The following is a 22,301-nucleotide window of genomic DNA, read 5'->3' as shown; positions in this document are numbered from 1 at the left end:
ATACTTTAAAACGGAACTTCGGTTCCGTTTTTTTATTATTGGGAATCCTGAATTTTAAGGTTATATTTGTGAAAGTAAAAATACATAATGTCCGAAACACAAAATAGCAAATTCCCAATCTATGCCGTAATGGCTACGGTTCTTTTTAAACTTCTTTTTTTATTGACGCACTACATACAGGAAGATGCATTTATTACCTGGAGGGTTGCTCAGAACCTGTTGGACTATGGAGTAATCGGCTTCAACGGAGACACTAAGATTTCTGCTTCTACAACACATCTGTATGTTTTTGTATCTTATATTTTCAATCTTGTTTTTGGAAAAGAAAACTTTATTGAACCTCTTTTGATTTTTAATTCTATCCTGTTTACGATAGGAACTTTATGGCTTTCTCATCTTGTTCTTAAAAATCCATGGCATAAAGCCATCTTTATATTTCTGATCGGTATTTTGCCGCCAGCTATTAAAATTTCAATTCTCGGAATGGAGTATGGAATTCTGTTTTTCCTGGAGATGGCATTATTGTATTATGGTTTCCATAAAGGGAAAAAATGGGTCTTGACACTTCTTCCCGTTTTAATCATGTTTACAAGAATTGATACGGTAATATTCCTGGGAATTGTCTTTCTTGTAGATCTGTTCTGGAATAAAAAAATCAGATGGAATTATATTTTTGGCGGAATTCTGGGCGTTTTATTCACGGTAGCTTTCAATTGGTTTTATTTTGATGAATGGGTGAACAATACCATTACAGCCAAAAAACTCCTTTACAGCGAAAACTTTACCATCCAGCAGCATATCGGATATTTTTTCAAAAGCTTTGGAAACTTCTGGGGAATGCTGAAAGTTCCGGGAGATTTTAATCCTCTCACCATTGTAGTCTTGATTTTTGAACTGCTTTGCTTTATTTATCTGATCAGACAACGAGAGAAGCGAAACTACTTTTTGTGGATGATTTTTCTTTTCGGATGGGCAAAACAAATAATCTTTATTTCTCAAAAAAGTTTGTTCGACTGGTATTACTGGGTGCCACAGCTTTTGCTTTTTGTTCCTATTCTTATTTTTGTATTGGAACAGAAAGAAAAGAGAAATCTATGGCTGTCATTATTGATTATATTTTATATTTTCCCAATGCTTGTTTTCCAGACTGTTCACTGTATTGCAACAGGAAACGGGGAATGGAACTACCGCAGAACAATTGGTACATTTTTACATCAATATGAAAAAGATAAAAATCAATGGATTCTGCTTGAACCAGCAGGTTATGTTCCTTATTTTTCAGGATTAAAAACGATTGATGAGGTTGGGCTGGTAGATAAACAAATTCAGGAGGAAATAAAAAAAGATAAGGTAAATTACTGGATCAATACCGTAAAGACAAGAAAACCGAAATATCTTCTTTCTTACCAGAATCTGTACGAAGGAAATACAGCAAATTCATTGTATTATCAAACCCATTATAGACTTTTAAAAGAATTCAGAGTGAAGGATCATCTGAAAAGTGACAATAAGATTTTAGAAAAAATTTACCACCTGAAACCTTCAGGAACAGACTATAATTTGTACATTAGAGTTGATTAAAAGATTGAAATATTTAAGCATTTAAAGATTAAAAAATAAGGAGTTCTTATAACTTTTTCACTCTCAAACTTACAACCTATCATCTAATCCCTAATCCCTGAAAAAATGAAATACTGTGCTTTTCTCCGTGGTGTCAACGTAAAAGGAACGAATATGAAAATGGCTGATGTCTGCCAGGTTTTTAAAGATGCCGGAATGAAAGACGTGAGTTCAATACTGGCTTCCGGAAATATTGTATTTTCTTCAGATAAAAGTATTGGAGATTTAAAGGTCATTCTGGAAAAAGCAATGTCAGATTACTTTTCTTATGAAGCCTTTTTGTTTGTAAAATCTCAGGAAGAAACAGAAGTTTTCTGGAATAGTATTCCTTTCGAAAAAAATGATGAACTTCATATTTATGGTTTTGTTGGAATTCCAGGGGTGGAAAAAGTTCTGATGGAAGAATTTCAGAAAGCTGCACAGGCAGAAAATGAAAAGGCAGAGATTATCAATGATATATTTTACTGGCAGGTGCCGAAGGGCAATACCCTGGATTCTACCTTTGGAAAAGTACTGGGCAAAAAAAGTCTTAAAGATCAGTTTACCAGCAGGAATGTGAATACGTTTGAGAAGGTTCTGAAAAAGTTCTGATGCCTGGGATATTGATTTATTTAATAGCGATGTTCGCCATTGCTAATTTCTATTATTACGTTTTTAAAAATCCCTTAAAGATTTTTAAGTTTTTTAGCCTTTTCTTTATCCTTGTTTCCATTATTTCGATAGTGATTTCACTTAATTATTCAGAAAGTGTATGGGAAGGTTTTATTACATTCAGCGGGTATTATACTTTGCTTTTTGGAATACATTTATTATTGAGAAAAGTGTTTAAAATCAATAACTATCTTTTTTATATCATTGCTTTTTTCCTTGCTTCATTTTTGATTACAGTTTTCTTTGCAGCATTGATGCAGGATATCTTTAATTACTCTTAGAGTCAAATAATTTCCATTTGTGAAACTTTCTCAGTATTTTTACTGAACTTTTTAATTACAACAAAATGATTCAGTATTTAGATAATATTTCGCACAAAGATTCAAAGAACTTTTTCCTTATTGCCGGACCTTGTATTATTGAGGGGGAAGATATGGCATTAAGAATTGCTGAAAAAGTAATCAATATCACAGATAAATATAACATCCCTTATATTTTCAAAGGAAGCTTCAAAAAGGCTAACAGAAGCCGTGTAGATTCTTTCACAACCATTGGTGAAGAGAAATCTCTTGAAATCCTTAAAAAAGTAGGAGAGACGTTCAACATTCCTACAACAACAGATATTCATGAAAATGAACATGCAGCGCTGGCAGCACAGTATGTAGATGTTCTGCAGATTCCTGCATTCCTTGTTCGTCAAACTGATTTATTAATCGCAGCAGCAAAAACAGGAAAATGTGTTACCCTGAAAAAAGGACAGTTCCTTTCACCGGAAGCCATGAAATTTGCTGTTCAGAAAGTGACTGATTCTGATAACCAGAAAGTAGCCATTATTGAAAGAGGAAATTCTTTCGGATATACAGACCTTATCGTGGATTACAGAGGAATTCCTACCATGAGAGAATATGCTCCTGTGATTTTAGATGTTACCCACTCTCTGCAGCAGCCTAATCAGAATTCAGGGGTTACAGGTGGAAGACCGGACCTTATTGAAACTGTTGCCAAAGCAGGAATTGCAGTAGGTGCAGACGGAATCTTCATTGAAACACATCCTACACCGGAAACGGCTTTATCTGATGGTGCCAACATGTTAAGATTAGATTTATTAGAAGATTTGTTACAAAAATTGACAAGAATTAGAGAATCAATTTTGTAATTGTTAAAAAAACATTAATTTTAGAAATTCTAAAACATTTCTTTTGAAAAAACTAGTTTTACCGCTAAGCCTTATGGTCCCTTTTCTGATTTTCTCCCAACAAAGAAAAAAGGATACAGCGACCACTAAAGTAACCGATATAGAGGAAGTTGTCTTCCAGAAAAAAGCAACAGGAAGAACCAATGACCTTACCAACGTAAGAATTTCAGCGAAAGAAGCGAAATCAGTAGCTTCTATTAATGGAGGAATTGAAGGATTGCTTAAAACACTACCTTCCGTAAACTCCAATACCGAGCTGTCTTCACAATATATGGTTCGTGGTGGAAACTATGACGAAAACCTTATCTACATTAATGATATTGAGATCTACAGACCTTTCCTGATCAGAAATTCTCAACAGGAGGGAATGAGTATTATCAATCCGGATATGGTTTCTGCAGTGAATTTTTCTGCAGGTGGATTTGAAGCCAAGTATGGTGATAAAATGTCTTCTGCTTTAAATATTTATTACCGTGAACCTGAAAAATTTGAACTTTCGGGAGAGGCCAGTTTAATTGGAGGTAGATTGACAACAGGTCTGGCTTCTAAAAATAAAAAATTTACAGCCTTATTTTCCGGTAGATACAGAAATACCAATCTTGTTCTTAACACCTTAAAAGAAGATACAGATTTTAACCCAACGTATTGGGATTTCCAGTCTTATCTGAATTATCATGTGAGTGATAAATTCACGATGTCATTCATCGGATATTATTCCAAGAATGATTATGAGATGATTCCAAGAGCAAAAAGTGTTACGTTCGGAAGTCTTCAACAGCCTATTACCGTGAATATAGGCTATGGAGGTAAAGAAAATGACCAGTATAAAAATATGATGGGTACATTTTCCATGAACTATAAGCCGACAGATAAATGGAAGCTTACATTGGATGCCTTTGCCTATCAGAACAGAGAAAGAGAATATTATACAATACAGTCCCAGTATGAATTACAGACCTTTGATCCTGTGACACAGCAGCCTGTGACATCTTTTGACGTTGGAGGTCAGATTGAGCATGCAAGAAATGACTTATTTGTAAGAACATACGGAACACAGTTCAGAGCGAAATTTTCTCCTAATGTAAATACTGATTTTGAGTTTGGATTTAAATATGAAAAAGAGAATCTGAAAGATCTTACTAATGAATGGAAATTGGTAGATGCAGCAGGATACAGTATTCCAAGACCGGAAATAATTGATCCGAGAACCGGAACTACAGGGGATCTTAAGCTTGCTTACTATATTGCCGGACAAAATAATATTGAGCCTACAAGGCTTTCTGCCTATGCACAGTATTCTCAAAAGTTCTACTGGGGAGCCAGTAAAGTATTCGTGAATGCGGGAGTACGTGTAGCCAACTGGAGTTTTAATAAAGAAACAATATTCTCCCCAAGAGCTCAGTTCGCCATTAAACCGGATTGGGACAGCGATATGTTGTTCAAAATTTCAGGGGGAATCTATTATCAGTCTCCTTTCTATAAAGAGATCAAAGATTTAGACGGTAATTTTAACTCTAATATAAAATCGCAGCGTTCTATCCAGGTAATTCTTGCCAACGATTATGAGTTCCAGATGTATGACAGACCCTTTAAGCTGACTACAGAACTTTATTATAAGAAAATGGATAACCTGATTCCATATTATATGGATAATGTAAGGATTCGTTATTCAGGGCAGAATAATTCCAAAGGATATGCCTACGGTATTGATACAAGATTATTCGGAGAATTTGTACCAGGTGTAGATTCATGGTTATCTGCGAGTTATGCCAGAGTATATGAAAATATTGATGGACGAGGAGATATTCCGAGACCTACGGATCAGAGATTGAGATTTGCTATGTTCTATCAGGATTATATGCCAAGTTTTCCGTCTATGCGTGTGAATCTTACTTTAGTCTATGCTATGGGATTGCCTACAGGAGCACCTGTAATGTTTAATAGCAACGGACAGCCGGACTTTGGTTCTGCTTATAATTACCAGCAGACTCTTCCTGCCTATAAAAGAGTAGATTTAGGATTGACTAAAGTATTCATTGATCCGAAAGAAAAAAATAAAAGATCAGGTTTCTGGGGTAACTTTGAGGAGCTGACATTAGGTGTTCAGGTTTTCAACGCCTTTAACATCAATAATACGGTAGCCAATCAATGGATTACAGATTATAATACCAATTATATGTATCCTGTTCCCGTACGTCTTACAGGACGTTTCTTTAATGTGAAACTGGAATTCAAACTATAAAAATTAAAAGATGAGGTTGATTGTAATCTCTCAAAGAATAAATAAAAGCTTTCGGAAATTTTCGGAAGCTTTTTCATTTTCCTGAATTTTATAACAACATTACCAAATTCTATAACAACGGTTTCAGAGATATTTTTACCTTTGTCTTACCAATGAAAAAGATTCTTGCCATATTGTTTTCTATTTTCTATTTCGGATTTTCTTCCGGAGCAGCTTTTAGCATTCATTATTGTATGAAAGAATTGGTTTCTGTAAGCCAGAAAGTAGATGATATCTGTGCAAAATGCGGTGTTAAAGAGAAAAAAGGATGCTGCAAAACAGAGATTAAACTAGTAAAAGTAGATGATTCCCAGAAATCTGATCTTCTGAACATTGATTTTTTAAGTTCAGTTTCAGAAATCCCGGTGAAACACCAGTTTACTGTGGTTGACAAGTCTTTTTCTGCTACCAAGTTTACTCAGATTCAGATCAATGGACCGCCTGAATATCGGCCTGTACCTATCTACATCAATCATTGTAATTTTAGAATTTAGAATTATTCAGTCGCTTTTGGTATCATTATATTTTATAGTGTTACAGGCAACATGTTCTGACGCATTTACACATGCGTTCCCCTTTATTCTTTATTAAAAATTAATTCTAAAATTTAAAACAATGAAAAAATATATCATCACAGCAGCCTTATCTTTATTCTCAGTTATTTCACTATCAGCACAATCTAAAAAGGATGCTCAGGTTTCTAAACTGTACCAGAATTATATTGCGATCAAATCTGCTTTAGCTTCAGATGATGCCGACAAAACCTCAAAAGCTGCAACAGAATTCATTAAAACAGCTTCTACGATTGATTATAAAGTAGTTTCTGAAGGAAATATCAATGTTCTTAGAAAAGATGCTTCTGCTATTTCCGATGCAAGAAATGTTGCTGCACAAAGAGAAACTTTTTTAAATCTTTCAGACAATATGATTGCTTTAACCAAGCAGTTTAAACTTTCTGATAAACCAGTATACGTTCAATATTGCCCAATGGCGGACGGAAGCTGGCTAAGCGATGAAAAACAGATCGTTAATCCCTATTACGGAAAGTCTATGCTTTCATGTGGAAGTGTAAAGTCGGAAATTAAATAATTACCGTACTATTCTTTAAAATAATAAGTTGCATGGCTTAAATTATAATTAACTTTAAGCTGTGCGACTTCTAAAAGTTCGAAATATTATGAAAAAGATAATAATGTTTCTGGTACTTTTGTTCTCTGTATTTACTTTCGCTCAAACAACAAAAAACCTTTATACTTGTCCGATGCACCCAGAAGTGGTGTCCTCTCAACCTGGAGACTGCCCGAAATGCGGAATGACTCTAGAGAAGAAAACTGTTGCCCTAAAGTCAAAAGCAGCGGTGAAACCGGAAGCGAAATCTACAGCAGAAACAAAAATAAAACCCTCAGAAACAAAAATAAATAAGGGTAAAGTCGAAAAAATAGATAATAAAAATGCAAATAGTTATGCATGTCCAATGCATCCGGAAGTAGTTTCAGACAAGCCGGGAAAATGTCCTAAATGCGGGATGGAACTTGAGGAGAAAGAGGATCATTCACATACTGATAAACCGAAGGCAGAAGGTTCTGTTTTAAAAAGAAATTCTGAAAATGGAAGAATTACCTTCGGAGGAAAAACAGTTCGTTATGATCTGTATGTAAAAGATACCATTGTCAATTTCACCGGAAAAAACAGAAGGGCAATTGCAATCAACGGTAAACTCCAGTCTCCAACCTTATATTTTACGGAAGGAGATACCGCTGAGATTTATCTTCACAATATGCTTAAGGAAAATACAGGGCTTCACTGGCACGGTGTGATTCTTCCCAATGAACATGACGGAGTTCCCTACCTTACGACAAAACCTGTAAAACCCGGAGAAACCCATCTGTACAAATTCACAGTTTCTCAAAACGGAACCTATTGGTACCATTCTCACGAAGCCCTTCAGGAGCAGATAGGAATGAATGGTATTTTGGTGTTCAAAAAAAGAGAAGGTGAACCCAAAACGGAATACAATGCTGAAATTCCTGTATTGCTGGGAGATTGGAGCGATGATGATCCGATGCAGATTGCAAGAAGACTTCATATGGCCAATACTGACTGGTATGCGGTAAAGAAAAATGCAGTACAGAGTTATTGGGAAGCCATTAAATCCGGAAATTTTGGAACAAAAGCCCTGAATGAATGGAAGAGGATGGAAGCCATGGATGTGAGTGATGTCTATTATGATAAATTTTTGATTAACGGAGTTCCCAGCTCGGGTTATTCAAATTTAAAAGCTGGAGATAAAGTGAGACTCAGAGTAGCCAACGGAGGTTCATCTACTTATTTTTGGCTGAATTATGGAGGCGGAAAGATAAAAGTAGTAGGAAATGACGGTAATGATGTGGTACCCGTAGAGGTTGACCGTCTGATTGTAGGAGTTTCTGAAACGTATGACATAGAAGTCACCATTCCTGAAAATAAAAGTTTTGAATTCAGAGCTACTTCAGAGGACAGGATAGGGCATGCTTCCCTTTGGCTGGGTTCAGGCGAAAAGATGGAAGCTCCCAACCTTCCAAGGCTGATGCTATTTGAAGGAATGAAAATGATGAACGGCATGATGGAGATGAGCGGAAATATGAAACCGATGAATATGACGATGGGAAATCAGATGATGGATATGAATGAAGTAATGTACCCGGAATTATCTGAAAATCAAAGAAAAACTACAGCAAAACATATCAATGAGATGATGGGAATAAAAACCAAAGAAGATAAAAAAGAGGATCATTCTCAACATTCAGAAATGGATATGAAAGAAGAAAAAACAATCAAAAGATTGTCTTATAATATCTTAAAATCTCCGGAAAAAACGATTCTTCCTACAGACAGCCTCCGTGAAATGAAATTTACACTGGAAGGAAATATGAATCATTATCTGTGGACGCTGGACAATAAAACCGTAACGGAGACGGATAAGATTCTGATCAAAAAAGGAGAAGTTCTTAGAGTTAAAATGTATAACAATTCTATGATGCGCCACCCAATGCATCTTCACGGTCATGATTTCAGATTAATCAATGCAAAAGGAGAATATTCTCCACTGAAAAATGTAGTGGATATTATGCCGATGGAAACGGTGACCATTGAGTTTGCAGCCAATCAGGATGGTGACTGGTTCTTCCACTGTCATATCCTGTACCATATGATGGCAGGAATGGGAAGAATCTTCAGTTATGAAAATTCAAAACCTAATCCTCAGCTACCCAATAGAAAACTGGCCTGGAAAAACTTTATTCAGGATAATAAAATGACCAGTTCAATGGCAATGCTGGATATAGCAAGCAATAAGATTCATGCAGAAACCATGACAATGTTCGGACCCAGATGGGCAAACCTGAATGAGTTTCACTCCAACTGGAATTTTGATCATTTCGAGGGAAGTGCAAAAGTAGGACGCTTCTTAGGAAAATTCCAATGGGCACTTCCTTATGCAGGATTCAGGGTTCAAAAGAATCACGAGATCATGGAGAGACAGATGGCAGAAGATATGGGAATGGATTTCCTTGGCAAAAAGACCTGGTTCGGACAGCAGAAAGCCTCAAAAAACAGATTGGCATTTATGGTGGGTATGCAGTACGTATTGCCAATGTTGATTACCGCTGATGCAAGTGTTGATCAAAACGGGAAAGTATTGTTAGAGCTGAGTCGTGAAGATATACCGCTTTCCAGAAGACTGAGAGGAAACTTCAGCGTCAATTCAGATGGTGAATTCTCAACAGGGGTGAGATACATTGTTCAGAAATGGCTATCCCTTTCCGGAAATTATGATAATGAAATGGGCTGGGGTGCAGGTGTTACCTTAACTTATTAAATAAAACTAAATTATATTCAAAAAGCTGTCTCATTGAGGCAGCTTTTTTAGTCAGGTAAATACTCGTTATAGGTGATTTTTTTTAACGCAAAGAATAGATAATTGAAATGTTTAATTTTAGGAGGCAAAGAGCGGCGACTTTGTTGCGGATGAAGCTTAAGTAATACATTCGCTTAGAAAAATCAATGAAATTGATTCTTGCTTTGCTCCCTTAAAATTTTACTATTCAAAAGTGAAACCTTTGCGTTTTACATATTTTCGTACAAATTTTAAAATTCATGATTTTGGCTAAAAAACAAAAACCACCTCATTTTCACGAGATGGCTTTATATAATTGATACAAGTGCTTTTATTTAGAAGCTCCTGTAGCTTTTTCAGTTTTTGCCGGAGTATATGTTACTTTTGAAATATCAACCGTCATTTCCTTCAGACGTTTTGCCACATTTTCAGGCATCTCTTTCTGATATCTTCCTCCAATTACTTCAGCAAGGAATTTCTCTGTTTCAGCATACATCGCCATGCTGTTTACAGGTTTACGGAATCCGTGGCCTTCATCATCTGCCAAAATATAATTCACCTTTTTACCTTTATCGCGAAGAGCAATGACAATCTGATCTGCTTCTGCCTGCTTTACTCTCGGATCATTGGCTCCCTGAACAATCAGTAAGGGTTTATTGATTTTATCTACACTGAACAATGGACTGGCATCATGCATACGTTTTTTACCATCCTCTGTCTTAGGATCACCTACCATACCATACAGGAAAGCACGTGCGGCCTCCCAATAAGCAGGAACAGAATTCAGTAACGTAAATAGGTTACTTGGTCCTACAATATCTACTCCTGCAGCATATACATCCGGAGTGAATGCTAAACCGGCCAGTGTTGCATATCCACCGTAGCTTCCTCCCATGATCACTACTTTGCTTTTGTCTGCAATTCCCTGATCGATAAGGTATTTAACACCCCAGGTGATATCATCCTGCATCAGTTTTCCCCACTGAAGATCTCCGCCATTCTGGAACTTTTTACCATATCCGCCGCTTGCTCTGAAGTTGGGCTGTAATACTGCATATCCTCTGTTGGCCAGAAACTGTACTGTTGAGTTATATCCCCAGTAATCCCTTGGTCCTTTCGGGCCTCCATGAACCAATACGACTACAGGAACATTTTTGCCGGATGAACCTACAGGTAAAGTCAGATAAGCCGGAATTTCAAGACCATCACTGCTTTTATAGCTGATAGGAGTCATTGCAGCCAGGTATTTTTCAACTTTTTTCAATTCTGTTCTTGGTGTATACTGGAAAATCAGCTGTTTTGTCTTTGCATCAAAGAAATAGGCTTCAGAAGCATATTGAGCACCTCCAACAGCAACTAAGGATTTAGAATAATCATTGGTAGAGCTTGAAAAATTAACTTCTCTTCCAGGAAACTTACTTTGCAGAAATTTATAATTTTCCTCCCATGTTTTATCTTTCCAGTAATATTCTGTTTTATCTCCGGTGTAAGAGGTGTAGATCATCTTTCTGGTATTTCTGTCCAGAAAAAGCCCTCCGAAATCTACTTTATCTTTAGGGTCGCTTTCTACTTTGGTGATTTGTTTGGTTTTGGGATCCATCAGGAATAAGGTAGACTTGTCAAGATCTCCTTTATTGGTCACCAGATAAAACTTAGAATTATCTTCATTCCAGTTAGAGATATAAGCATTTTCCGTTACCAGTGTTTCGTAAATAGGAGTCAGTTTATCTCCTTCTTTGTAAAAGAACTGTGTGGTTCCTTTATCATCAGTTTTCGACAGTACTCTCAGTTTTTCATCCCAGTCAAAATTATAGCTTGTGATACGGTCTGTATTCTCGTAGATCTTTTTCAGTTCTCCTGTAGAAATTTTCAATGAATATAAATCATGCCATGCTTTATCACGATTATTCAGTCCAATCATCAGCAAGTCAGGATCTTTTCTGCTTGCCAGATAAATATTTGCAGTTACTTCCTTAAGTGGAGTTAAATTCCTTGATTCCGGAACTCCATTCTTTGCTTTAGCCATAGGATCTACTGCAAAAATATTCATGTTTTCATCACCATTACTATCTTTTACATACAGAATGTATTTTCCGTCTTCTGTCCAGAAGTAGCCACTCATTGGGCGTTTACTGTCTGTTAATGGACGGGCTTTTTCAAAGGGCTCATCAATTTTTTTTACCCATATATTCATGATACCGCCATATTCTTTCATAAATGAAATCCATTTTCCATCCGGGCTCAACTGTCCTCCGGCAATTTCAGGGTTACCAAAAAATAAACCCCTGTCCAGTACCGGAACCTCCTGTGCTTGTGCCACATGAACTCCTATCAGTAAGAGCAATACATAAAAGATTTTTTTCATGTTTTTAATTTTTAGTTGTTATTAATACATCGAATATAATTTTTAAAATTTTATCTTTTCTTACGATTATAAACTCTACATTTCCAGTTCTATAATTTTTTTTGCCATTTTTTGATTGATACTTTCAGGAATCAGTCCTATCAGAAAATTTCGTATTGAATTTCCTCTTTCCCATTGAGAAACCTTTCCGATACTGCGGCTTGTATTGACAATATAATCTACTTTCTTTCGTCTGATATTTTGAAATTTTCCGAAAATCATATTGAAGTCAGTATTCTTTTCCAGCAGCTTTCCGATGATATAAGCATCTTCAATTGCCTGGCAGGCACCCTGTCCCATATTAGGTGTCGTTGCGTGGGCTGCATCTCCAATCAGGCAGAGGTTTTCAGCATGCCATTGAGGAATAGGAGCGAGGTCTGATATGGTATTACAAATAATATTTTCATTGGCCGTAGCCTTAATAAGTTGTAAAACCAAAGGATCAAAATCATGAAAAATCTCCGCAATTCCCTGATATCTGCCAAAACTTTTCTCATTGACGCAGGCGTACCAGTACACTTTTTTATCAGAAATTTTTACGAAACCGAACCGTTTTCCTTTTCCCCACATCTCAAAAGCTTCCTGATGGTGTTTCTCAGGTAAGTCGAATTCCACCAGACCACGCCAGCATTTCTGTCCGGAATTCCGTATAGTTCCTGTTTTTAAAATCTGATTGCGGATAGGAGATTTTATGCCGTCTGCTCCAAAAACAATTCTACTTTCAATCTGGTTTCCATTTTCAAAATCTAAAATATAGTTTTCCTCTTTTCTTATTTTTTGTAATGAATGGTTCAGATGTATAGAACCGGGATTTAAATTTTCTGCCAGAATTTTCTGAAGCTCTGCCCGGTGAATAGCAACATTGCAAGAGTTGTACTGAGTTTCCAGGTCTAAAATTTCTGTTTTTGAAATAGTTCTCAGAGATTCATCAGCGATAACAATTCTGTGAATTTTATTACCCGCATTTTCAATTTTTTCTTTTAAACCCAAACGGTCAAAAACCTGCATTGCATTGACGGCCATCATAATTCCGGCGCCTACAGGTTTTATTTCTGGGGCAGATTCGTAGATGGTAAAATCATATTGATGCTGTTTCAGTACATTTCCGAGGGTAAGTCCGCCGATTCCTGCTCCGATGATTGAAATGGTGTTCATAAGGTTTATTTTTTTTGAAAACATACATTGTGAAAGATGCCTATTGCTTGAGGCATTTGCCTTAGATATGTCATTCTGAAAGAAATGGAATGTAGTGAAGAATCTCAGTTAATTGTCCATTGAAATAGATGTCTTCTTTACATCATCTAATTTAAATTGTTAAAATATAACTCTCTGATACTTTTTTGAAACCATATCTGCTGAAAAAATTGTGAGCACCGTGATTGTTGACTCCGCTTTCCAGCAAAATAAAACTGATGTTCCAGTTTTTAGATTCATGAATGGCTTTCTCCAGGAGTGTACTTCCAAGAGATTGACCTCTTACAGACTGATCCAGAAGCATATCCTCTAAAATTGCATACTTTTTAAAAGGACTGTTGATCACATTGAAAACCATCATTCCCACAATTTCCTCATTTTCGTTTTCTGCAATTAAAATATTCAGTTTAGAATTGCCATCAGAATTAAAATCAGTAATCAGCTGTTCGGTAAGAATCAGTTCAAGATCTGGATTCCAGTGATGGGAATCAATAGCTCTGCCGGACATCATTTCGCCATGGGAAATATAAGAATCTGTCTTATGGGTAATGAAAAAGTCTACGAGTTCTTTGATACGGGCTTTATCAGTAAGCCATTGGGTGGTATATTTCATGATGCGTAATGGTGTTTATTTTAATTTTTCAATTCTTCCAGCAAGGCATTCTGCTTATTGATGAATTGATTGAGACTGTCTGTTTTCAGTGGATGAGCGTTTTGATACTTTTCAATTTCAGGAAGGGTTTTTCTGATTTTGAGTGCAGTATATACACTGTAAATACTTTGTTTATTCCTATTAATCTTGCTCTTAAGTTCTTTTATTTTTTGAACTTTCAGATAATACTTGTCTGAACTTTCTGTGATGAGGTTCATCATTTCTTTTCTTAAAATGGAATCATTAATAGATTTTGCCTCATTTTTTGCAATCAAATAGTAATCTTCTGAATTAGAAATGATGTTGCTATATATACTTTGCATTTTATGAGCATCTTCTTGCATTAAAGATATTTTTTCATCTACTTTTTTAATTTCTTTATCGTTTTTGATTTTTTCATAATAGATGCCATTAAATATATCCTGAGTTTTACTTAGTCGTTTTATAGGAATACTGGATTCTGTGTTTTCAGCAGCTTTTTCTACGATGTCATTTTGCGATTTGTTTTCTCCGCAGGAAAGCAGAGATAAAGCCAGAATAGAGGCGAAAAGTATTTTTTTCATAGTATGTTTTATTTTGGTTGAAAATCAGCATTATCCCAACAACTAAAATTACTCATTTAGATTTTAATGCAAATGAGGAAAGGATATGATTTTAATTAGTTGAACAAACGGTGAAAAATGTTACATCCATAATACTACAGCGTATAAATAATTTGTTTTACTAATGAATGATAATAAAAAAACGGAGCCTGAAAACAGACTCCGCCTATAAATTTTTTTACGCTAAAATTATTTACCCAGGTAAGATTTAAGAATCTTGCTTCTGGTATTGTGTTTTAGTCTCTTAATTGCTTTTTCTTTGATCTGACGAACTCTCTCTCTTGTAAGATCAAAAGTTTCACCAATTTCTTCTAAAGTCATTGGGTGTTTTCCGTTCAGTCCGAAGTATAATCTTACCAAATCAGCCTCTCTCGGCGTTAAAGTATTCAATGCTCTTTCAATCTCAATTTGTAGAGATTCAAGCATCAGATCTTTATCAGGACTTGGTGATTCTCCTGAACGTAATACATCATAAAGATTAGAATCTTCACCTTCTACTAAAGGAGCATCCATAGACAGGTGTCTTCCGGAGTTTTTCATAGATTCTTTGATATCTTCCTCGCTCATGTCAAGAACTTCAGCCAATTCTTCCGGAGAAGGTGGTCTTTCATTTTCCTGCTCAAGGTGAGCGTATGCTTTATTGATTTTGTTGATAGAACCAATTTTGTTCAATGGTAATCTTACAATTCTTGACTGCTCAGCCAATGCCTGTAAAATTGATTGACGGATCCACCATACTGCATAAGAGATAAATTTGAAACCTCTAGTTTCATCGTACCTTTTTGCCGCTTTCATTAATCCTAAGTTACCTTCATTGATCAAATCGGGTAAAGAAAGACCTTGATTTTGGTATTGTTTAGATACAGAAACTACGAAACGAAGGTTGGCTTTGATTAATTTCTCAAGTGCGGCTCTGTCGCCTGCACGTATTCTTTGTGCCAATTCTACTTCCTCGTCCGCAGTGATCAGTTCCACTTTACCAATTTCCTGCAAATACTTGTCTAATGAAGCAGTTTCCCTGTTGGTAACCTGCTTAGTGATTTTTAATTGTCTCATTTATTTTATCCTCAAAAAAAGAGTTACTATAATATATACGTATGAAAAGGTAAAAAGGTTACACAAGTTTTATTTTTTTGTGAAAAGAAACGTGTTAAAATAATGATAATTTTCTTAAAAACAATATATACTACTGGTATTCAATCGCTTGTGGTTTGCTCTGGACTGGAAATAAAATATACATAAATAACAAAAAGACCATACCTTATTTGAGAATTCTGTAATTTCCCTAAACCCTAAACCCTAAACCCTAAACCCTAAACCCTAAACCCTAAACCCTAAACAAAAAAAACGAAACCGAAGTTCCGTTTTTATATCTAAGAGTACTATTTTAAGTTTGGGTTTGTGAACCTTCAAACTCGCAATTCGTAACTAAAAAAGCTCATTTAATACTTTCGCCAGTCTTAATCCTCCATATAGAAGCTGTCTTTCCATTGTTTCATTGAACTTATACTGATAGTCGTAAGATAACTTGGAATCGTTAGGAGTCTGTGCGTAAATTTTGTTGGCTATTTTATGAGAATCATACAACCAGTCTTCCAGTGTTCCGGATTGAATCTGTGCTACTTCGTCTTTAGATTTGATATCTAAAAGCTTAGAATATTCTGTGTAGCTGTATTTTTGAGAATCTACTAATTTCCCGTCCCAAACGGAGTGTAAATTGGTTTTTTCTCCGAAATAAGTAACATTGATTTTGTTTCCTCCTAAATCCTCTGCTCTTCCTACGTGTAGAGGCTGAGCAAGATCTCCCATAATGTGGATAAGGAAGATTAAAGCAATTTTTCTGTCTTTTTCAGAGGTGTTTTTGTCTTTGATCTGGCTAGACAAGGTATTGACCTGAGTATAAAGACTTGGGCCTGCCTGTGCTTTCAGGTTTTGTTCAAAAGCTTTAAAGTCAGTCATCGGATCGATGTTTACATAATGCCATGATGAAGCCTGCTTCCATGCCCCTGTGGTATCAGATTTGATAAAATCCGGCCAGTTAGCCCAGTAAGCCAGACGCTCTTTTCCCATGATCTTTTTAATCTCTCTTCTTGCTTTGCGGGAAAGGTGGTTTTGTGCAATGTCTGCAATCACTCGGTGTCCCGTTAATCCCCACGCATAAGAATAAAGTGAAGAGGCCATGAATGCTAAAATCAGAATTTTAGAATAAATACTTTTCATTTTAAATAACAATTTTCAGTCTGCAAAGATACGGCCCGCTTTCGGAATGAGCATACATTATCCTGAATTTATTCTATAAGATGATGTTAATAAAATTTAATTTAAATAAATACATAATAATGTTAGGTTTGAAAAGAATAGAAAGCAGCGAGCGTAAAGACATAAAACTCTTCATATAATACATAAAAGCAAAAGTAAAACCTTATCACAACCTTAAACTTTAAACCTTGAATCTCAAATTCTAAACGCTTGATTCTGAATAGTTAATTTTAAATTCAAAAAAGCAAATAAACTTTCTATTTACCGTATTTTCACGGAATTTGTAGAAAATTATTCCTATTAATGTCAATAAATTATTATTTTTAGGATAAAATTGTTGTTAAAATATTTTTTCAAACTTATGAGATATATTATCTTTACAAGTCATAATCAGAGGAAACACTATGTATGAGAGTAATATTGTAGATATGCATTACAATAAGCTGCAGACAGACTTTAAGGCTGAAGCTGTAGCTGTTAACCTTTTGAAATACCACCGTGCGGTAAGCAATATATTCATAGAGAGGGTTGGTGTAAACGACCGTGCTTACCTGAAAGACATTAAAAGTATTTCAAGCAGTTATTTAGGATTTGACGAAGAAGTCTTTACCATAGAGAGTTACAGAGAGGGGATTTACGATTACCTTCCGGAAGGACTATTCCATCCACCTTCTCTTGGGGCTTCAAGAAAGAATGTAGATACTGTGGTAAGGGAAATCCGAAAGCAGAAAAGGGTAGAAGATGATGCCCGTAAATTTTTCCGTCCTTTTGAACTGGAAGTATTTTTTACGGAAATCAGTGCTTTGCTTAAAGAATCAGAATTTGACATTACAAGCAATACAGATGCTTTACTTGACACGGTAAGTGAGCTGTGGCCTATGATAAAAATGCTGGACAAACAGAGTGCTTATATCTTTATGCATATTTTACCGTTTTTCCATCAGATCAGAGGGGACAAGAGATGGTTTGAAAGATGTATGACTGCTTTCCTGCAGGTACCGGTACAAGTAACTTTTTCACCTAATATTATTGACGGAATTGAGAAAAACGATGATTCCATGTTATTAGGAAATTCCCGATTGGGGGTAACCTATATTCCAAGTGGGCCTCATATGGACGGACAACGAAACTGGGTGGTCAACATTGGCCCTATTCCTTACGGAGATATGAAGAAGTATATCCCGGGAAGTCCTTTCAGAAATGTACTCCAGGCACTCTATGACTATTTTCTTCCCGTAACAGTGGATGTGGAGGAAAATTTTGTCACAGAAAAAGAGGAATATTCTTTCAGCCTTGAGGATGAGGAAAGAAATGCCAGCCGCCTTGGATACTCTACATTCCTCTAAATTATTTTATTATATTTACAACTACCAACAAAGTATAAATTCGAAAAGAAACAAATGGAAATTTCTTCAGTAAAAGGTATTTTTTTAAGGTATATCTTAATGCCTTTAATCGCAATTATTATGATGGTTATACTCGGTGTAATCAGGAGAAATAAACCTGCGATAAAAATTAAAGTCATTATTATATACGTATTGCTGTGCAGTTTATGCCTGGCTATCCCGGGCGTTTTTGGATTTGCCGGAAATCTTTTTAACCCATACTGGTATCTCATTGCACAGATCATCTACCTTATTTTTGGGATTATTCATGTGAATCTGCTGCATAAATATTTCAAAAAGCATATCGATTCTCTGGCTATGAGTATTCTGTTTGAATCTATACTTTCATTAACGTGCATAGCTTTGGGAGGATATCTTTTCACCCTGATTTTTAACTGGATGAGCAAAGGAACAGGATATGCGGTAATGGCAGCAACAAGTATGGTTATCTTTGTGGTTCCTATGGTGTTTTACTACTGCTATATCCAGTTTATCAGTATTCCTTTTGATATTTATAAAACTTGGAGATATTCGCCGGAACAGAAACTGCCTGATTTTGAAGGAGCAGATTTTGACAGATTAATGGTACTGAATGTTGAACTGAGCAAAAAATTAGAAGATACAAACCGTTTCAGAATTAAAGCGAAAACACTTCCGACAGGAGTTACTTTCGGAGATTGGTTCTACAGAGTAGTGGATGATTACAACCATAAAAATCCGGGTTCAATTATTCATCTTTCAGACGAAGGAAATGAGCCTTATTACTGGATCTTTTATACTAAAAAATCGTTTTTCAGCTTTAGAAAATATATAGATTTCGACCACGACATTACGACAAACAGCATTTCTGAAAATGAAGTGGTGATTTGTAAGAGAGTTATTCAGCATGAAGAGGAGGGAGTCACAAGAAAATCATAAACACAAAAATTAAAAAGTATTAAACATGATACAGCCTATTAAACATTTTGCAATCAATTGGGTGGATGGGATGAAGGTTTCCCAGAGGCACCTTAATGATCAGGATAATTTCTTAATTGATACCATCAGAGATTCCAATTCCCTTGGAATTACTACATATAACTACGGACTTTTGCCCATTTCCAATGAATTTACAGACCGTACCATTTTTGATGTTCATAACACGGCAACGAACGATGTACAGCTTGTCATTAAGCGCTGCAGTGCTGTTACGATGGCAGGATACCGTATTGAGCTGACGGACAGAAGAATCAGCGTAAAATCTTTGGCGAAATCAATGAATGAAGAGCAGGCAGATGGAGATTATTATATCTTAATCTCTGTAAATCCTTTTGATAAAGTTCCTTTTGGAGATATTGATCCTGAGGAAATTCCGCCACGCCATCCAAGTGCACAGCCTAATCACCATATTGAACTGCTTCCTGTAACGTCTTTGAACAGCAGCTATTCAGGAGGAAATTATCTTATTATTGGTAAGGTAGATTTAAAAGGAAATATTGCACAGGTTGATTCGAACTTTATTCCGCCTTGTACTTCTGTACAGAGTCATCCGGCTTTGGTAGATTACTACAGCAGCTATGCGAAGTCTATCGGAAACCTTCAGCAGTATGCTTTTAAAATTATTCAGAAAGCATCCCATAAAAACCAAAATACAGCTTTAGCCCAAAACGTTAAGTTTTTGTGTACTACAATGGTGAATACTTTTGGAGATATGTATTTCCAGTTTAGAAATATTACCCCTTGGCAACCGCCTGTATTTTTAATTGAATCTTTTGCAAGACTGGCCCTTCATTTATACAACTCAACGCAGCTTCTTGTTCCTGCTGAGTTGGAAGAAATGCTGAACTACAGCCTTGAGTGGAGCGAAATTGCCCCTCATACCTTATTAAACCAACTTTCTATTGTTGCAGAAACCAATTATGATCACCATAACTGTGGTGAGCCATTGCTTTACATTCAACAGATGTTGAGAAGCCTTGAAATCATTTTCTCTAAACTGAGCGAGCTTGATTACATCGGTCAGAGAAAAGAAAATATCATTGTTAATGAGCAGGAAGTTTCTACCAACACGAATCCTAAAAGAGGTTGGAGTGTTTTAGATTAAAATCATTGAGTAAAAATAGAGTCCCGGATGAAAATTCGGGATTTTTTATAGACGTATATAGAAAAAAATAAAAGTAAATTTGTTATAAGGATTGATAAAATGAATTTAGAGGTTATAAGACAGGATACTCCGGGATGTTCGGATAAGATATTTTTAAACAGTGCAGGGTCATCATTAATGCCGAAGCCCGTTGTAGAGGCCACTATTAAGTTTTTATATGAAGAACAGGAGCTTGGAGGTTATGCCGCTGCGGTAGAAAATTCAGGTCTTATCAGCCAGTTTTATGAAGAGGTTGCGAAACTTATTAATACCAGGTCTTCCAATATCGCATTTGTAGGCAGCTCAACAGATGGGTATGCAAAAGCTTTATCCAGCATTTCTTTTAAAGAAGGCGATTGTATTATTACCACCAATGATGATTATATCTCCAATCAGATTGCTTTTATTTCTTTGCAGAAAAGATATCATATTGAAATCATCAGGGTTGCCAATCTGCCTGACCATGAGCTAGATCTTGAGGATTTTGAAAATTTAATCAAAAAACATCATCCTAAATTAATAGCGGTCACTCATATTCCTACCAATTCCGGTTTGATTCAGAATATAGAAAGAGTAGGAAGGTTGTGCAAACAATATGATGTCCTTTATCTTGTGGATGCCTGCCAGTCTGTGGGACAGATTGTGGTGGATGTTGAAAAAATCCATTGTGATTTTCTGACGGCAACCGGAAGGAAATTTATGCGTGGACCGAGAGGAACAGGTTTTTTGTATGTTTCTGATAAAGCCTTAAACCAGAAAATGTATCCTCTGTTTTTAGATAGTATTGGAGCTAGGTGGACGGCGTTTGATGATTATCAGCTTAATGATACAGCCAAAAGATTTGAACTTTTTGAAAGACCCTATGCTGCTTTACTGGGATTTGCAGAAGCTTTACGCTATGCCAATACGATTGGAATGAATCAAATTGAGCATTACAATCGCACGTTGGCAGATACTTTAAGAATCAACCTGCAGAATAATGGTTTCAGAATTTTGGATAAAGGAAATAGATTAAGCAGTATTGTTACTTTTTGTCAGGCTGATGGAAAGGTTGAAAAGATCCATAAGATTCTGAGTGATCATAAGGTATTTTTTAAGGAAAACCGCAGAGAGGATGCCTTAATAGATTTTACCTCTAAAAATGTAGACCATGCGATCCGTTTATCTCCTCATTACTTCAATACGATCGAAGAAATTGAAAAAGTATCACAGCTTTTAGAAAATATAAACCTTTAAAATGTGGTTTAAAATAGTAGCGCCCTGGCATTCGCCAGGGCGCTACTATTTTATTTTTTATTCAGAAGATCAAGAGTGTGCTCTACATGTCCGCCTCCTTTCCATTCATCATGTCCCGGAATAATCAGAGTTGCCTGGGCGTATTTGGATTTCAGTTTTTCCATGGTTTTTGGCCATTGAGCAACATTGGCTTCTCCGGTGTAACCAAGATCAACAGCTGCTTTACTTTTTACCAGACACCCTCCGTCCAGTATTTTGTATTGTGGAAACCATACCACTACATTGTCAACAGTGTGTCCTTCACCAAGAAAATCCACTACAAATTTCTCACCGCCAAAACGGTACGTTTTTCCTGTTTCTATAAGTTCTGTAGAAGTAGCTTTTCCTTCTTTCTTCAATAATTCGTTGGTTTTGGCAGTTGCATATGTTTTGATTCCTTTGTTATTATAAAAGCTCAAATCTCCGGCTCTGTCTTCATGTGAATGGGTAGCAAACACTGCAATAACAGGCAGGTTATGGCGTTTCTGGATGGTATCCAGCAGGCTTTGATATTGTGTTTTCTGCCATGGAACATCGAACAAAACAACTCCTTTTTTGGTCACCAGATAAACGGCATTCGTCGAATATTCTTTTCCTCCGAATACTCCGAAAGTTTTATAAATATAAAAATTAGGCTTAATCTGTGGCTCAATCACAAAATCTCTTACCTGAGTGGTTTGAGCATTGGCCAATGGACTTAATAGCATCGAAATAATAAAAAAAGAAAGGCTTTTTTTCATAATTTTTTAAGTAATAATTAAAGATTTTTATTTGTCGGAAAAGACAA

General features: G+C 36.0%; 18 protein-coding genes. 11 read left to right on the top strand and 7 right to left on the bottom strand.

Annotation, left to right across the window (positions count from 1 at the left end; genetic code table 11):
* Positions 1 to 87: 87 nt before the first annotated feature.
* The 7 genes from CQ022_RS04215 (at position 88) to CQ022_RS04180 (ending at position 9,603) form a co-directional block, all read left to right on the top strand.
* Positions 88 to 1,581 carry a hypothetical protein gene (locus tag CQ022_RS04215; RefSeq protein WP_105682209.1) on the top strand — a complete coding sequence of 498 codons (1,494 nt, stop codon included), beginning with the start codon at positions 88 to 90 and terminating at the stop codon, positions 1,579 to 1,581.
* Positions 1,582 to 1,686: 105 nt separating this feature from the next.
* Positions 1,687 to 2,211 (top strand): DUF1697 domain-containing protein, encoded by a 525-nt coding sequence (locus tag CQ022_RS04210; protein ID WP_105682210.1) that lies wholly within the window; start codon positions 1,687 to 1,689, stop codon positions 2,209 to 2,211.
* A 406-nt stretch (positions 2,212 to 2,617) separates the two neighbouring features.
* Positions 2,618 to 3,427, top strand: a complete 810-nt coding sequence (gene kdsA / locus CQ022_RS04200; protein ID WP_047385197.1) for a 3-deoxy-8-phosphooctulonate synthase — start codon at positions 2,618 to 2,620, stop codon at positions 3,425 to 3,427.
* A gap of 43 nt (positions 3,428 to 3,470) precedes the next feature.
* Positions 3,471 to 5,708, top strand: a complete 2,238-nt coding sequence (locus CQ022_RS04195) for a TonB-dependent receptor plug domain-containing protein (protein WP_105682212.1) — start codon at positions 3,471 to 3,473, stop codon at positions 5,706 to 5,708.
* Between the two features lie 152 nt (positions 5,709 to 5,860).
* The gene (locus tag CQ022_RS04190; RefSeq protein WP_228421615.1) at positions 5,861 to 6,241 is read left to right on the top strand and encodes an HYC_CC_PP family protein; all 381 of its coding nucleotides are present in this window, start codon (positions 5,861 to 5,863) and stop codon (positions 6,239 to 6,241) included.
* 121 nt (positions 6,242 to 6,362) lie between these two features.
* Positions 6,363 to 6,836: a DUF3347 domain-containing protein gene (locus CQ022_RS04185; protein ID WP_105682213.1), complete on the top strand. Its 474-nt coding sequence runs from the start codon at positions 6,363 to 6,365 to the stop codon at positions 6,834 to 6,836.
* An 88-nt stretch (positions 6,837 to 6,924) separates the two neighbouring features.
* Positions 6,925 to 9,603 carry a multicopper oxidase domain-containing protein gene (locus CQ022_RS04180; RefSeq protein WP_165791647.1) on the top strand — a complete coding sequence of 893 codons (2,679 nt, stop codon included), beginning with the start codon at positions 6,925 to 6,927 and terminating at the stop codon, positions 9,601 to 9,603.
* 349 nt (positions 9,604 to 9,952) lie between these two features.
* Here the strand turns inward: CQ022_RS04180 and CQ022_RS04175 are convergent, their stop codons facing one another.
* The 6 genes from CQ022_RS04175 to CQ022_RS04150 form a co-directional block, all read right to left on the bottom strand.
* Positions 9,953 to 11,986 carry an alpha/beta hydrolase family protein gene (locus CQ022_RS04175; RefSeq protein ID WP_105682215.1) on the bottom strand — a complete coding sequence of 678 codons (2,034 nt, stop codon included), beginning with the start codon at positions 11,984 to 11,986 and terminating at the stop codon, positions 9,953 to 9,955.
* A 75-nt stretch (positions 11,987 to 12,061) separates the two neighbouring features.
* Positions 12,062 to 13,180, bottom strand: coding sequence for an FAD-dependent monooxygenase (locus tag CQ022_RS04170; RefSeq protein WP_105682216.1), 1,119 nt, complete (start codon positions 13,178 to 13,180; stop codon positions 12,062 to 12,064).
* 151 nt (positions 13,181 to 13,331) lie between these two features.
* Positions 13,332 to 13,832 (bottom strand): GNAT family N-acetyltransferase, encoded by a 501-nt coding sequence (locus CQ022_RS04165; RefSeq protein ID WP_105682217.1) that lies wholly within the window; start codon positions 13,830 to 13,832, stop codon positions 13,332 to 13,334.
* A gap of 20 nt (positions 13,833 to 13,852) precedes the next feature.
* Entirely contained in the window at positions 13,853 to 14,434 is a 582-nt protein-coding gene (locus tag CQ022_RS04160) for a hypothetical protein (protein WP_105682218.1), read from the bottom strand.
* Positions 14,435 to 14,662: 228 nt separating this feature from the next.
* A complete protein-coding gene (locus tag CQ022_RS04155) occupies positions 14,663 to 15,529 on the bottom strand; it encodes an RNA polymerase sigma factor RpoD/SigA (protein ID WP_002979276.1) in 867 nt (288 codons plus the stop codon).
* A 372-nt stretch (positions 15,530 to 15,901) separates the two neighbouring features.
* Positions 15,902 to 16,693, bottom strand: coding sequence for a S1/P1 nuclease (locus tag CQ022_RS04150; protein WP_105682219.1), 792 nt, complete (start codon positions 16,691 to 16,693; stop codon positions 15,902 to 15,904).
* A 467-nt stretch (positions 16,694 to 17,160) separates the two neighbouring features.
* Between CQ022_RS04150 and CQ022_RS04145 the strand changes: the two genes are divergently transcribed.
* From CQ022_RS04145 to CQ022_RS04130, 4 genes are all read left to right on the top strand, one after another.
* Complete coding sequence (locus CQ022_RS04145; protein ID WP_228421617.1) at positions 17,161 to 18,078, top strand: type VI secretion system baseplate subunit TssG; 918 nt, start codon at positions 17,161 to 17,163, stop codon at positions 18,076 to 18,078.
* Positions 18,079 to 18,132: 54 nt separating this feature from the next.
* Positions 18,133 to 19,035, top strand: coding sequence for a TssN family type VI secretion system protein (locus CQ022_RS04140; RefSeq protein WP_105682221.1), 903 nt, complete (start codon positions 18,133 to 18,135; stop codon positions 19,033 to 19,035).
* Positions 19,036 to 19,060: 25 nt separating this feature from the next.
* On the top strand, positions 19,061 to 20,200 hold the full coding sequence (locus CQ022_RS04135) for a hypothetical protein (RefSeq protein WP_105682222.1): 1,140 nt from the start codon (positions 19,061 to 19,063) through the stop codon (positions 20,198 to 20,200).
* Between the two features lie 99 nt (positions 20,201 to 20,299).
* A complete protein-coding gene (locus tag CQ022_RS04130; protein WP_228421619.1) occupies positions 20,300 to 21,475 on the top strand; it encodes an aminotransferase class V-fold PLP-dependent enzyme in 1,176 nt (391 codons plus the stop codon).
* A gap of 50 nt (positions 21,476 to 21,525) precedes the next feature.
* On the opposite strand, the gene blaIND is transcribed toward CQ022_RS04130, so the two are convergent.
* Positions 21,526 to 22,254: an IND family subclass B1 metallo-beta-lactamase gene (blaIND, locus tag CQ022_RS04125; RefSeq protein WP_105682224.1), complete on the bottom strand. Its 729-nt coding sequence runs from the start codon at positions 22,252 to 22,254 to the stop codon at positions 21,526 to 21,528.
* Positions 22,255 to 22,301: the final 47 nt, after the last annotated feature.

Origin of the sequence: Chryseobacterium culicis, from assembly GCF_002979755.1 — a bacterium.
GTDB lineage: Bacteria > Bacteroidota > Bacteroidia > Flavobacteriales > Weeksellaceae > Chryseobacterium > Chryseobacterium culicis_A.
The sequence above is the reverse complement of the archived record's forward strand: the minus strand, read 5'-3'. Positions and strand labels throughout refer to the sequence as shown.